Source organism: Marinisporobacter balticus (genome assembly GCF_004345705.1).
Lineage (GTDB): Bacteria > Bacillota > Clostridia > Peptostreptococcales > Thermotaleaceae > Marinisporobacter > Marinisporobacter balticus.
On record NZ_SLWV01000003.1, the window covers coordinates 15,501 to 30,150 of the forward strand.

The 14,650-nt window shown below is 32.4% G+C and carries 15 protein-coding genes; all 15 read left to right on the forward strand.

The window, feature by feature from the left end; translation table 11 throughout:
- The first annotated feature begins 61 nt into the window (after positions 1 to 61).
- The gene (locus tag EV214_RS03020) at positions 62 to 943 is read left to right on the forward strand and encodes a YicC/YloC family endoribonuclease (RefSeq protein ID WP_132243024.1); all 882 of its coding nucleotides are present in this window, start codon (positions 62 to 64) and stop codon (positions 941 to 943) included.
- Between the two features lie 12 nt (positions 944 to 955).
- Entirely contained in the window at positions 956 to 1,234 is a 279-nt protein-coding gene (gene remA, locus EV214_RS03025; protein ID WP_132242583.1) for an extracellular matrix/biofilm regulator RemA, read from the forward strand.
- A gap of 20 nt (positions 1,235 to 1,254) precedes the next feature.
- Positions 1,255 to 1,875 (forward strand): guanylate kinase, encoded by a 621-nt coding sequence (gmk, locus tag EV214_RS03030; protein WP_132242585.1) that lies wholly within the window; start codon positions 1,255 to 1,257, stop codon positions 1,873 to 1,875.
- Complete coding sequence (gene rpoZ, locus EV214_RS03035) at positions 1,869 to 2,090, forward strand: DNA-directed RNA polymerase subunit omega (RefSeq protein WP_132242587.1); 222 nt, start codon at positions 1,869 to 1,871, stop codon at positions 2,088 to 2,090. Before gmk ends, rpoZ begins: the two co-directional genes overlap by 7 nt.
- Positions 2,091 to 2,102: 12 nt before the next feature.
- On the forward strand, positions 2,103 to 3,299 hold the full coding sequence (gene coaBC, locus EV214_RS03040) for a bifunctional phosphopantothenoylcysteine decarboxylase/phosphopantothenate--cysteine ligase CoaBC (protein ID WP_132242589.1): 1,197 nt from the start codon (positions 2,103 to 2,105) through the stop codon (positions 3,297 to 3,299).
- A 76-nt stretch (positions 3,300 to 3,375) separates the two neighbouring features.
- Positions 3,376 to 5,862: a primosomal protein N' gene (gene priA / locus EV214_RS03045; RefSeq protein ID WP_132242591.1), complete on the forward strand. Its 2,487-nt coding sequence runs from the start codon at positions 3,376 to 3,378 to the stop codon at positions 5,860 to 5,862.
- A gap of 15 nt (positions 5,863 to 5,877) precedes the next feature.
- Complete coding sequence (def, locus tag EV214_RS03050; RefSeq protein ID WP_132242593.1) at positions 5,878 to 6,321, forward strand: peptide deformylase; 444 nt, start codon at positions 5,878 to 5,880, stop codon at positions 6,319 to 6,321.
- 9 nt (positions 6,322 to 6,330) lie between these two features.
- Entirely contained in the window at positions 6,331 to 7,269 is a 939-nt protein-coding gene (gene fmt, locus EV214_RS03055) for a methionyl-tRNA formyltransferase (protein WP_132242595.1), read from the forward strand.
- Positions 7,262 to 8,044 (forward strand): DUF116 domain-containing protein, encoded by a 783-nt coding sequence (locus tag EV214_RS03060; protein WP_132242597.1) that lies wholly within the window; start codon positions 7,262 to 7,264, stop codon positions 8,042 to 8,044. The genes fmt and EV214_RS03060 overlap by 8 nt, the downstream gene beginning before the upstream one ends.
- Before the next feature lie 53 nt (positions 8,045 to 8,097).
- Entirely contained in the window at positions 8,098 to 9,438 is a 1,341-nt protein-coding gene (rsmB, locus tag EV214_RS03065; protein ID WP_132242600.1) for a 16S rRNA (cytosine(967)-C(5))-methyltransferase RsmB, read from the forward strand.
- Between the two features lie 96 nt (positions 9,439 to 9,534).
- Entirely contained in the window at positions 9,535 to 10,266 is a 732-nt protein-coding gene (locus tag EV214_RS03070; protein ID WP_132242602.1) for a Stp1/IreP family PP2C-type Ser/Thr phosphatase, read from the forward strand.
- A gap of 24 nt (positions 10,267 to 10,290) precedes the next feature.
- Positions 10,291 to 12,228, forward strand: a complete 1,938-nt coding sequence (gene pknB, locus EV214_RS03075; protein ID WP_132242604.1) for a Stk1 family PASTA domain-containing Ser/Thr kinase — start codon at positions 10,291 to 10,293, stop codon at positions 12,226 to 12,228.
- Positions 12,221 to 13,093 (forward strand): ribosome small subunit-dependent GTPase A, encoded by an 873-nt coding sequence (gene rsgA / locus EV214_RS03080; RefSeq protein WP_132242606.1) that lies wholly within the window; start codon positions 12,221 to 12,223, stop codon positions 13,091 to 13,093. Before pknB ends, rsgA begins: the two co-directional genes overlap by 8 nt.
- A gap of 2 nt (positions 13,094 to 13,095) precedes the next feature.
- On the forward strand, positions 13,096 to 13,755 hold the full coding sequence (rpe, locus tag EV214_RS03085) for a ribulose-phosphate 3-epimerase (protein WP_132242608.1): 660 nt from the start codon (positions 13,096 to 13,098) through the stop codon (positions 13,753 to 13,755).
- A 13-nt stretch (positions 13,756 to 13,768) separates the two neighbouring features.
- Positions 13,769 to 14,404, forward strand: a complete 636-nt coding sequence (locus EV214_RS03090; RefSeq protein ID WP_132242610.1) for a thiamine diphosphokinase — start codon at positions 13,769 to 13,771, stop codon at positions 14,402 to 14,404.
- Positions 14,405 to 14,650: the final 246 nt, after the last annotated feature.

Genomic DNA, 14,650 nt, shown 5'->3' on the forward strand with positions numbered 1-14,650 from the left:
GAAGGATGTAATAACTAATATGTAATTAATTTTAAAATAAATGGATGGAAGGATGAAAAGTATGATTAAGAGTATGACAGGATTTGGAAGAGGTGAAGCAAAGGATTTAGAAAGACAGTTTACCGTTGAAGTGAAATCAGTTAATCATAGATATAATGACATTGTTGTGAGAATGCCTAAACGTCTAACCTATTTGGAGGAGCAACTCAAAAATATTGTAAAAGGTAAAATAAAGCGTGGGAGAGTGGAAATTTATATTACATTTGAAAACATTGGGGAAACCGATGCAAAAATCTCTGTAAATGCTCCCTTAGCAAAACAATATGTAGAGAGTTTAAAAAACATTCGAGAGGATCTCCAGATTATAGATGACATTTCTGTTTCATTGATATCTAAATTTCCCGATGTGATAAAAGTTGAACAAAAAGAAGAAGATGAAGATGCAACGTGGGGATGTTTACAAGAAGCGACAAATAAAGCATTGAAAATGTTAATGGAAATGAGAATGGCTGAAGGAAAAAAATTAGCAGAAGACATTGAAAATAGATGTATGTACATATCAAATATTGTAGAGCATATTGAAAATAAAGGACCACAGGTTGTATTAGAACATAAAGAGAAACTTAGAGATCGCATTCATGAACTATTAGAGGATGCTACTGCAATAGATGAAAATAGATTAAATATGGAAGTGGCTTTGATTGCTGATAAATGCAGCATAACGGAAGAAATTGTAAGACTTAAGAGCCACATTCATCAATTGAAAAAAGCACTTGAAGAAAATGAAGCAATTGGACGAAAATTAGACTTTTTAATCCAAGAAATGAATCGAGAAATTAATACAGTAGGATCAAAATCAAATGACTTAGAAATTACAAACTATGTAGTAGATATAAAAAGCGAACTTGAAAAAATAAGAGAACAAATACAAAATATTGAATAGGGAGGGCTGGAAATGAGTATAAAATTAATTAATATAGGTTTTGGAAACATTGTATCTGCAAATCGATTGGTGGCCATTGTAAGTCCTGAATCAGCCCCTATTAAAAGGATTATTCAGGAAGCGAGAGAGCGTGGGATGCTCGTGGATGCCACTTATGGCAGAAGAACAAGGGCAGTGATTATTACAGACAGCGACCATATTATATTATCAGCTGTTCAGCCAGAGACTGTTGCACATCGATTAACCAATAAAGATGAAAATAAAGATGCTACGGATCATGACTTAAAATAATATGTAAAAGGGGAATGCAAATGACAAAGAAAGGATTATTAATTGTTATATCTGGCCCTTCAGGTACTGGAAAAGGTACTATTTGCAAAGAATTATTAAATAGAGAACAAAATATGAAAATCTCTATATCTGCTACGACTAGGGAGACGCGAACCGGAGAAATAGATGGAATAAATTATTATTTTATTGACAAGGATACTTTTGAAAACCAAATTTCACAAGATGCATTTTTGGAGCATGCAAAAGTTTATGACAACTATTATGGTACGCCTAAAAAATATGTGATTGATGAAATCAATAAAGGAAATAATGTTTTACTTGAGATTGATATTCAAGGGGCATTACAAGTAAAGGAGAAGTATCCTGAAGGTTTATTCATATTTATATTGCCACCATCTATGAAGGAATTAAAGAAAAGGATTGTTGGCAGAGGAACTGAATCAGACAAAGCAATTGAAAAGCGATTCAAAAGTGCTTTTGAAGAGATAGATTATGTAAAGAAATATGATTATTTTGTGGTCAACGATGAAGTAGAAGTAGCTGTTGAAAGAATTAGAGCGATCATGCTTGCAGAAACGTTTAAAATTACAGAGGATATACAAAGTATGATATCAAAATTTAAGGAGGAGTCATTATGTTAAACCCATCAATTAACAAACTAATGAAGAAAGTAGATAGTAGATATACACTAGTAATTGCAGCATCTAAGAGAGCAAGAGAAATTATTGAAGGCGATGAAAAACTGATAAAGGTTGATTCAAATAAACCTGTCACTATTGCAACTTATGAAATTGCAGCGGATGCTATTTTATGTGGTAGCTCAGAGCCACAATCAGAGGAAAAATTAGAACAATAATGAGGTGCAGGTATGAATAAAAATGTTATAGTTGGTGTAACAGGAGGAATTGCAGCATATAAAGCAGCAGATGTTGTAAGTCGCCTAAAAAAACAAGGCTTTAATATAAATGTTATTATGAGCAAATCAGCACAAGAATTTATAAATCCTTTGACTTTTCAATCTTTATCTCAAAACTATGTGGTAACAGATATGTTTGACGAACACAAAACATGGGAGGTTGAGCATATATCTCTTGCGAAAAAGGCAGATTTGTTTTTAGTTGTGCCTGCAACAGCGAATGTCATAGGGAAAATTGCAAATGGTATAGCAGATGATATGTTGACCACAACAATCATGGCTACGAAGGCACAAGTCCTTATAGCTCCAGCTATGAATACCAATATGTATGAAAATCATATTGTTCAAGAAAATATTGAAAAATTAAAAGCTTTAGGGTACGCTTTTGTGGAACCTCAAGAAGGAAGACTGGCTTGTGGAGATGTTGGAAAGGGAAAACTTGCGGAACCTAAAGAAATTGTAAGAGAAGCCATGGAACAATTAGCGTCCAAAAAAGAACTAGTAGGAAAAAAAATTCTTGTTACAGCAGGGCCTACGAGAGAAGCCATTGATCCAGTGCGCTACATTACCAATCATTCATCCGGTAAAATGGGCTATGCTATAGCTGAGATGGCTGCAAGTAAGGGAGCAGAAGTGAGATTAGTTTCAGGGCCTACGAACTTAAAAAAACCATTTGGTGTAGAAAAGATTGATGTAGATACAACGAATGAAATGTATCAAGCCGTATTAAAATCTTTTGAGTGGGCAGATATTGTAATAAAATCAGCTGCAGTTGCAGATTATCGTCCAAACTTCGTTTCCAAAAATAAAATTAAAAAAGAGGATAGTGATTTCACGATTCAACTTACTAGAAATCCTGATATTTTAAAAGAATTGGGAAAACGGAAAAAAACAAATAAAATACTTGTTGGCTTTGCTGCAGAAACACAAAATTTACTGTATAATGCAAAAAATAAAATAAAAAATAAGAATCTTGATTTTATCGTGGCGAATGATCTTACAAAGGAAGGTGCAGGGTTTAAGAGTGACACCAATATTGTAAGTATTATAGATCGAAATGGGCAAATAGAAAATTATGAGAAGATGTCAAAGAAAGATTTAGCTGAAATCATACTAGATAAAGCGAAAGATTTATTCATAAAGGAGTAGGGTAACCTACTCTTTTTCTATACGGTGGTTGCATACTTTTTTTTCTGATATAATGAGACCATGGGGGAAATAGGCTATGGAAAAAATAAAATTTGTAAAAGTAATTATTAACCATAAAAGTAATCAAACAGATCGAGCATATACTTATAAGATTCCTGAAAAGCTTATAGGAAAAATCCATATAGCATCTAGAATTATCATTCCGTTTGGAAAAGGGAATAGAACAATAGAAGGATTCGTAGTAGATATAGTAGATCATATAGATATTGATTATGAAAAGGTAAAATATGTAAAATCTATGGTGGAAGAATCTGATATTTTATCAGAGGAATTGATAGACTTATGTAGATGGATGAAAGAAAAGTATCTGTGTAAGTTTATAGATGCGATTCAATGTGTAATACCTACAGGAATATCATTAAAATCGAAAAAAAGAATTGTTTTAAATAAAAACTTTAAGGAAAAAGAATTATCAAGCTATAGGCTTTCAGAAAAGCAGGGGAAAATCATAAAATTACTACTTGACAGAAGCCATGTAACAGAAGATTTTTTAAAAAAATATCTACAAGATTCGAATATAAATGCGGTGATTAAAAGTTTAGAAGATAAAAATATGATTGTTGTGAAAAATGCTTTGAAAAGTGATGTAAATACAGCTTTTGAAAAAAAGATTAGGCTTTTAGATAAAGAAGATATACGCATATTAATAAATAAAGTAAATAAAAATGCAAAGAAACAAAGAGAAGTTTTAGCATATCTTTTAGAACATAAAGAAGTCCTATGGGGGGATATAAAAGAGAAGATGAATGTATCTTTAAGTACGATCCAAACCCTTTCCGATAAAGGGTTTGTTGAGATGATTGAGGTAGAGAAAAGACGAGATCCCTATAAGAATATGGATGTACTCTCTACAGAAGCTCTTGCACTTACAAAAGAACAGACTTTTACGATACAACAAATCATTCCATATATTGACAAAAACACTTATAAACCTTTTTTAATTCATGGGGTTACTGGAAGTGGAAAAACAGAAGTATATATGCAATTAATACATTACCTATTCAATCAATCAAAGGAAGCTATTGTATTAGTGCCAGAAATAGCATTAACATCACAGATGATTGAAAGATTCAAAGGAAGATTTGGCAATAATGTGGCAGTGCTTCATAGTAAACTTTCATTAGGAGAGCGCTATGATGAATGGAATCGCATTAAAAATGGAGAAGTGAAAATTGCGGTAGGCGCAAGGTCTGCTGTTTTCGCACCTTTTAAAAATTTAGGGATGATTATTATAGATGAAGAACATGAGCATACCTATAAGTCAGATTATAGTCCTAAATACCATGCAATAGATGTAGCAAAATTTAGATGTATTCAAAATAATGGGGTTTTAATCTTAGGTTCGGCGACACCTTCTATTGAAAGTTATCAAAAATCATTAAATGGTGAATATCATAAAATTGAAATGAGGAGTAGATTTAATAATAATTCTCTTCCAGGTATGGAAATTATTGATATGCGAAAAGAGTTAGAAAAAGGAAATAAAAGTATTTTTAGTGCGTGTTTGCATGAAGGGATTATGAATAATTTAAAAAAAGGAGAACAAACAATACTTTTTTTAAATAGAAGAGGGCATTCAACCTTTATTTCATGTAGAAAATGTGGCTATGTAGTAAAATGTCCAAATTGTGAGATTTCTCTTACCTATCATGCGGCTTCCTTTGATGCGGTTTGTCATTATTGCGGATACACAAAAAAACCACCAAAGATATGTCCTGCATGTGAAAGTAAGTATATAAAATATTTTGGTGTGGGCACTGAAAAAATTGAAGTGATGACAAAAAAATACTTTCCACAAGCAAAGGTTGCGAGACTAGACTTAGATACCACATCAAAAAAAGGTGAAATGGATCGAACACTTGATCAATTTAAAAAAGGTAAGATTGACATATTAATTGGTACCCAAATGATTGCGAAAGGATTAGACTTTCCAAACGTAACCCTAGTAGGCGTAATTGCAGCAGATACCAATTTGAACTTACCTGACTTTAGAGCCAATGAAAAGACATTTCAACTTATTACACAAGTTGCTGGACGCGCAGGGAGGGGAGAAATATTAGGCAATGTTGTTGTGCAGACCTATGGGCCTGATCATTTTGTAATTGATTGCGCGAAAGATCACGATTATAAATATTTTTATCAGCAGGAAATTATGCTGAGAAAGGAATTTTTTTATCCACCTTATGCGAGGCTTATCAATATCCTATTTACAGCAGAAAATGAAGCACAGTTAATTAAAGAGACTCACAATTTTGCAAATATGCTTAGAGGAAAACTTCTTGAATGTAAAATGAATTTAAGAGAAGTGCTTCATGGGCCACATCCAGCGCCTTTATCAAAAATAAAGGAAAAATATAGGTGGCAAATCATCATTAAGAGTAACCCAGTTGACCAAAACACAATTAAGGGTATAATAAATGATATAAGGTTTGACAATAGAGGAAATCATTTTAGTAAAGATATAAATATAAGTATAGATATAGATCCTTATAGTATGCTTTAAAGAAGGAGGAACAATATGGCTATTAGAAATATTGTGAAGGATGGAGATCCAACATTAAGAAAAAAATCAAGAATGGTAGAAAAAATTGATAAAAGAATTCTCACACTCATAGATGATATGGTAGATACAATGTATGCTGCTGATGGCGTAGGGCTTGCAGCACCACAGGTTGGAATACTAAAAAAAATCGCTGTAATAGATATAGGAGACGGCATTATAGAACTTATTAATCCTAAAATTATCGAAGAAAAAGGAGAGCAGATCGATGCAGAAGGATGCTTGAGTGTTCCAGGTGTTACAGGAGATGTAAAAAGACCGAAATGGGTAAAAGTAAGAGGTTTAGATAGAAAGGGTCAAATGATAGAGATTGAAGGAGAAGATCTGCTTGCAAGAGCTCTTTGTCATGAAATTGATCATTTAGAAGGCATATTATTCACGGATAAAGTTATTAATAAGTAGGAGGTACTTATGAGAATTGTATTTATGGGAACACCTGAGTTTGCAGTTCCTTGTTTAACAGAAATAATAGAAAAAGGACATGATGTAGTAAGCGTAATAACGCAACCAGATAGACCAAAAGGCAGAGGAAAGAAATTGACGCCTCCTTCTGTAAAGGTAAAGGCATTAGAACATAACATACCAATCCTTCAGCCTGAAAAAATAAAAGAAAAAAGTGTTGTTGCAAAACTAAGAGATTTAGCACCAGATTGTATCGTAGTCGTTGCATTTGGGCAGATTTTATCAAAGGAAATATTAGATATTCCACCGTTAGGATGTGTAAATGTACATGCATCCCTTTTACCTAAATATAGAGGTGCAGCCCCTATTAATTGGGCAATTATTAATGGAGAGACAATATCAGGTGTAACAACCATGTATATGGATATAGGTTTAGATACTGGAGATATGATATTAAAAAAGGAAACAAGAATTGAAAATAAAACAGCTGGAGAACTTCATGATGAACTATCTTTATTAGGGGCAAAATTGTTGGGAGAGACCTTAGTATTATTTGAAAAAAGCCAAGTACCTAGAGAAAAACAAAAAGATGATGAAAGTTGTTATGCGCCTATGATGGATAAAAACACAGGAAAAATAGATTGGAAAAATACGGCACAGTCTATTGACTGTTTGATTCAAGGTGTAAATCCATGGCCATCGGCTTTTAGCACTTATAAAGGGGAGAAATTTAAAGTTTGGCGTGCAAAGGTAGCAAATGAAATCTGTAATGAAATTCCAGGAAAAATTATAAAAGTAGATAAAGAAGGTTTATTTGTAGCTACAGGGCAGGGGATACTCGTTTTAGAAGAAATACAATTTTTAAATAATAAACGTATGACGGTGGATGCCTATTTAAGAGGTCATGAAATAGAAAAAGATGTAATTTTAGGTGAATGGAATGATTAAAAATTCTATAAAAAAAAATGATGTTTTTTTTATTACCATACTCTTTTTATTGATTATTGTATCGAGTATCGTTGCTGTTTTGTCATTTTATTTAGTTCATTCTAGTAATATGGTATTATACAAGATTTTTTTGAATATACTAGTAATAGTAACTACATTTATTAGTCTCTTACTATTTATGAATGGGATTATCATCATAAAACTACTAAAGGGCAAAAGCATTTCTTGTATTTCAAGAAAAATAGTACAAATTTCATTAAGTTTTATATATACGAATACAGTAAACCTTTCTCGGTTACTAGGCTTAGATAAAAATAAAATAAGAAGCGTTTTTTCAGAATTAAATAATCGGCTCATATTATTATCAAACACCCATGTAGTGGCTGAGGAAATTTTAGTATTATTACCCCATTGTCTTCAAAAATCAAGTTGTCCACATAAAATAACAAACCATATTGACAATTGTAAAAGATGTGGGCTATGCGATATAGACAAATTAATTGAGTTAAAAGAAAAATACAATATAAAGTTGTTTGTAGCAACAGGGGGTACATTAGCAAGAAAAATTATTAAGGAAACGAAACCAAAAGCAATTATTGCGGTAGCTTGTGAGAGAGATTTGAGTAGTGGTATATTAGATGTGAAAAATATACCAGTCATAGGGATCCTCAATGAAAGGCCAGAAGGGCCTTGTGTAAATACGCGTGTAAATTTAAAAAAAGTTGAAGAAACGATTCAATATTTTATTACTGAGGTTAATTTTACTAAGAAATAGAAGAGACTAACTATGCACCCTCTTTGGGTGCATTCATTTATATAGGAGGAATTATGGAAAAAATAAATGCAAGAAAATGTGCTTATCATATACTGATAGACATAGAGGAAAATAATGCTTATTCTAATATCGCAATGAATAGACAATTAAAAGGAAAAAGTGTAGAATCTGTAGATCGGAGATTGATTACAGAGTTGGTGTATGGTGTTTTAGAAAATAAGATTTATTTAGATTTTATGATTGGTAAACTTTCAAAGATTAAAATGAAAAAAATTGATCCTAAAGTATTAAATATTCTTAGGATGGGATTGTATCAATTGATTTACCTTGATAAAATACCATCATTTGCAGCAGTGAATGAAAGTGTGAAGTTAGTGAAAAAAATTGACTTTAAAGCATCTGGATTTGTAAATGGGATCTTAAGAAATTTTATTAGAGATAGAGAAAATATAAAAGTACCAACACTAAGTGAAAATCAAGTTATGCACCTTTGTATTACGTATTCCCATCCTAAATGGATGGTAGAGTCTTGGTTAAAAGAATTTGGACAAGACTTTACCATAGCACTTCTCAAGGCAAATAATGAAACCCCAAAACTATCAGTTCGTATGAATACATTAAAGACGACGAAGAAAGAACTAGTAGAGAAATTAATAAGACAAGGAATAGATGTATTTGAGGACACTTATGTAGAAGAAGCCATTCATATTGGAAATTTAAAAAACATTGCAGAAATGGAGATCTACAAAGAAGGATTTTTCCAAATTCAAGATGAAAGTTCTATGCTAGTTGCGCATGTACTTGATCCAAAGCCTGGAGAATTTGTTATAGATGTTTGTGCAGCGCCTGGAGGGAAGACGACACATATTGCCCAGTTAATGAAAAATAAAGGGAAAATATTAGCGCGAGATATCTATGAACACAAACTAAAATTAATCAACGATAATGCCAAACGGCTTGGCATTGAAATTATTAAGACAGAAGTTTTTAATGCAAAAGAAACGGATGAAAACCTTTATGGACAAGCGGATAAAGTGTTAGTGGATGCACCTTGTTCAGGACTTGGAATCATAAGAAGAAAACCAGAATTAAAATATAATAAAAAGCCAGAGGATACAAAACAACTTGCAAAACTACAGCTTGACATCCTAAATAATGCTAGTAACTATGTAAAAAAAGATGGGATTTTAGTATATAGTACTTGTACCATAGAGAGTCAAGAAAATATAGATGTGATCAAAAAATTTATAAATAGCCATGAGGATTTTGAAATACGAGATATCAATGACTATCTCCCCATAAATTTTAGGGGAGAACAAAAAATATTACAATTATATCCAAATATACATGGGACAGATGGGTTTTTTATTTGTAAATTAAAGAAGAAAGCATAAGTAATCCGTCTACAATTGGATAGGAATGTGGTATAATAGGGATTGTATATAAATAAAAGTCGAAAAAGCAAGTACGATAATTTGTGGGGTGAGTAAATGGAAAGCGGAGCATATTCTCATATTGGGAAAGTGAGAGAAATAAATGAGGATGCTTATTACATATCAAATGGAAAGCTAAATTTGTTTATGGTTGCAGATGGAATGGGGGGGCATAATGCAGGAGAAGTTGCTAGCCATGAGGCGATCGATTCTATAAAAAAATTTATGAAAAAACATACAGAAGTACTCTTGAATAGCAATGAAGAAACGGTTTGTGAAATTTTGAAACAAGCAACTTTAGAAGCCAATAAAAATATATTTTTAAAATCTAAGAGAGAAGAAGCCTGTAAAGGCATGGGGACTACACTCACCATTATACTTATATTAGCAAAGGTGTATATAGCACATATAGGAGATAGTAGAGCGCACTTAATTCATAAAGAGGACATTGTACAAATTACGCAGGACCATTCACTTGTGGCAGAACTTTTGCGAAATGGAAGTATTACTGAAAATGAGGCGAGGATGCATCCGCAAAAAAATATGATTACACGTGCGTTAGGAACGGAAGAAAGTATAGAGATCGATCTATATATATTGGACTTAGGGGTTGATGATATCATCCTTTTGTGTACAGATGGTCTATCTAATTTGATAGAAATAGAAGAAATAAAAGATGCACTAATAGATTGTGAAAATATGCAATATGCATGTGAGCATCTTGTGGAACTAGCAAATGAACGAGGCGGATATGACAATATTACAGTAGTAGCAGTAAAAAATAGTTAAGTGTAGAAGAATCGAGGTGAAAAAATGATAGGAAAAATATTAGGTGATCGCTATGAAATTATTGAAAAGATTGGTGGAGGTGGTATGGCTTTAGTATATAAAGCCAAATGCAATCTGTTAAATAGATATGTGGCTGTGAAAATATTGAGGCGTGAATTTACAAGTGATGAAGAATTTATTCAATCTTTTAGAAAAGAATCACAAGCTGCAGCAAGTTTATCTCATCCAAATGTTGTAAATATCTATGATGTTGGAAATGATGAAAATGATATATATTATATTGTCATGGAATATGTAAAAGGAAAGACATTAAAGAAAATAATTAAAGAAAGAGGGCCTCTTAGTACAAACGAAATTATAGATATAGGAAAACAAATTTCCCTAGGATTACAACATGCCCATAACAACCATATTGTGCATAGAGATATAAAACCGCACAATATATTGATCACAGATGATGGAAGAGTGAAGGTTACAGACTTTGGAATTGCTAGGGCGGTTACTTCTTCAACTGTAACGAATACGGGAAACATCATAGGATCAGTACACTACTTTTCGCCGGAGCAAGCTAGGGGTGGATATATCGATGAAAAGTCTGACTTATATTCTCTTGGTATTGTTCTTTATGAAATGGCGACGGGAAAAGTGCCATTTGAAGGTGAGAGTCCAATATCGGTTGCCCTTAAGCATATTAATGAAGATATTATACCGCCTTCCTTGATAAACGAGTATATACCAGAAGCGCTAGAAGATATTATTATGAAGGCTACACAAAAGGATCAGAGTAAAAGGTATAACAGTACGAAAGAGATCCATGAAGATTTAGAGCAGACATTAATACAACCAGGGGGAAGTTTTGTGAAATTTGAAGAAGATGATGATAGTCCAACGCAAGTGATTCCTGTTATTAAAAATGAAGACATCCAATTAAATGATGGGTTTGAAAGTAAAAAAAGTAAAAAAAGTAATCGTACCATTGTGTTAGGAGCCATTGCAACAGCATTTGTTTTAGCAATTCTTTTTACGGGACTTGTGTTTTATTTAAAAGATAAGCTTATTATCCCAGAGAAAGCGATCCCATCAGTAATCGGAAAATCCTATGAAGAGGGAAAAAATAATTTAGAAAATCTCGGGTTTGGTGTAGAACTAGCGGCTGAGAGGAATAGTGATCAATATGAAAAAGGATATATCATTGAGCAAGATCCAGTAGCTGGTGAAATACGTAAAGCAGGATATACATTAAAATTAACGGTGAGTAAGGGGCCTGAATTAGTAGAGGTGCCATCTTTTACAAATAAAAACATAAATGAGATAGGCTATATGCTAGATAATGCAGGGCTAGAAGAAGGAAAGGTTCAATATGACTACAATGCTTTGCCAAGTGGCATCATTATTAGCCAAAGTCCAGAGGCACGAAAGGAAGTAGCTAAGGGATCAGAAATAAACTTTGTTGTCAGTCAAGGGCCAGAGATTAGAACGATTCTAATGCCAAATTTAGTAGGAGAAATGATTGAGAAGGCGAAAAACACCCTTGAAACTTCAGGGCTTAAATTAGAAAAAATCGAAGAAAAATTTGACGATACGGTTGAAAAAGATATTGTTATTTCACAGAGTGTCAAAGCAGGTTCTGAAATTGAAGAGAGAAAAGTAATAAATCTAGTAGTAAGTAAAGGACCTGAGGAAGTAAGTCAACCTCCTGAAGAAGATGAATTGCAAATGAAATCTATTTCTTTTCCACTCTTTTATGATCAGGCAAAAGCAGAAGCTTTTGTTCTAAAAATCGTTAAAATTCAAAATGGTATTTCGACGGATGTATATAGGGCAACCCATTATAAATCCAAAAGTGGAAAAGAGAAAATAACGATTCAAGGTAGAGATAAAGCAACCATTGAAATTTACTTTGATAATACCCTTATAACCACAAAGCAAATAGATTTTGAAACGGGGAAGATCTATGATTGATGGGATTATTACAAAAGGAATTGGTGGGTTTTATTATGTTCAATCAAAAGATGGTATATATGAATGTAGAGCAAGAGGAAAATTTAGAAAAGAAAAAATAATTCCTTTAGTAGGAGATCGGGTGAAAATAACAATTAATAATGTTTCAAAACAAGGTGTTGTTGAGGAAATAATGGATCGAGATACAGAGTTTATTCGACCACCTGTTGCAAATGTAAATCAAGCAATCATTGTTTTTGCAGTAAAGAAACCAGATCCAAATCTTATGCTTTTAAATAGGTTTTTAGTAATGGCAGAATATGAAAGGGTCGATGTGGTTGTTTGCTTTAATAAAATAGATTTAGATGAAAAACGGTATAAAGAACTACAAACTCTTTATACGGATGCAGGTTATAAAGTAATTGGAACAAGTGTAAAATTAGGCATAGGGATAGAAACTTTTAAAGACATATTAAAAGATAAAATAACAGTGTTTGCAGGGCCGTCAGGGGTTGGAAAGTCTTCTCTCTTAAATGCAACCCAACCAAATCTTTCTCTAAAAACGGGCGAAATCAGTGAAAAGAATAAGAGAGGAAAGCATACTACACGGCATGTTGAATTATTAGAATTAGATTTAGGAGGATGGGTATTAGATACCCCTGGATTTAGTTCCTTAAATTTAGATTTTATAGAAGAGGAAGAATTGCAATTTTTGTTTAAAGAGTTTATTTCAAGAATGGAGTTTTGTAGATTTAACGGATGTAAACATGTAAACGAACCAGAATGTGCTGTAAAGGAAGCAGTACGCAATCAATTCATTAGTAAATCTAGATATGAAAGTTATATTCAGTTATTAAAAGAAATTAAAGAAAAAAGGAGATACTAACCATGGTAAAAATTGCACCATCCATATTATCAGCAAATTTCGCTGATTTATTAGAAGATATAAAAAAAGTTGAAAAGGCAGGTGCTGATCTACTCCATATTGATGTAATGGATGGACATTTTGTACCCAATATTACAATAGGACCATTAATACTAAATAGCATTAAAGGGAAAACAAGGCTTCCGTTTGATGTACATTTGATGATTGAAAATCCTGATTTATATATTCATGAGTTTGTGAAATATGGAGCAGATATTATAACAGTACATGTAGAGGCTTGTCCACATCTACATAGGACAATTCAAAATATAAAATCTCACGGGGTAAAAGCAGCGGTATCTTTAAATCCTGCTACATCTCTAAGTACTATTGAATATATACTTGAAGAGACAGATATGGTTTTATTAATGTCTGTGAATCCTGGATTTGGCGGACAAAAATTTATTCCATCTGTACTGAATAAAATAAAAGATTTAAGAAAAATGATTAATGATAAAAAATTAGATGTAGATATTGAAGTAGATGGAGGTATCAAACTTGATAATGCAGCAGATGCTGTAAAAGCAGGAGCCAATATATTGGTTGCAGGATCTGCTATTTTTAATACAGATAATATAGATGAAACCATAAAATTGTTTAGAGATCAAATAGATCATATATAAGTGGAGGCCTTTCATGAAATGTGTGATTATAGCAAATGGAGATATTGTTGATTATGAAGAAATAGGGAAATTAATCAATGATTGTGATTTTATTGTATGTGCCGATGGGGGAGCAAAACATTTATTACATATGGACATACTTCCCCATACCATTGTTGGAGATTTAGACTCGATTGATGAAAGTGCAAAAAAATTCTTTAAAGATAGAAATGTAGATTTTTATAGATTTCCTAAAAAGAAAGATTATACGGATACGGAGCTTGCTATAAAATATGCTTTGAAAAAAGGTGTTACTGAAATTCTATTCTTAGGAGTGATTGGGAGCAGAATGGATCATACCATTGCAAATATTACATTGCTATTGCCATTATTAAAGAAGAATATACAAGCTAAAATTATAAATGATCATAATGAAATTATGATTGTAGATAAAGAAATAGCAATAGCAGGTGAAATAGGAGAAGTCTTATCCATCATTCCTTTAACACAGAAGGTGGAAGGGATTACTTTACAAGGACTTGAATATCCGCTTTATGATGCAACCATATCAATGGGACAAACGATTGGCATTAGTAATAAATTTATTGACAAAAGAGCGGTGGTATCCATTAAAAAAGGAAAAATTCTATTGATAAAGGCTAGAGATTAAAAACCCAATTTAAATGGGTTTTTTTTGTATCTAAATTTAAGAAAGATGAATAGTATATAATAATTACAATTTAAAAAGAAATATAATGGGGTGGTGTTTTGGGCAAAAAAATATGCATTAGGAGAATATTAGGAATATTATTGGCGCTAGGAGGGACAATTATTCTTATAGAGTTTATACCATTATGGATTTGGTATTGTATGCTAGGTGGTTTATGTATCATTTTTATCTTACTATTATTCAAAA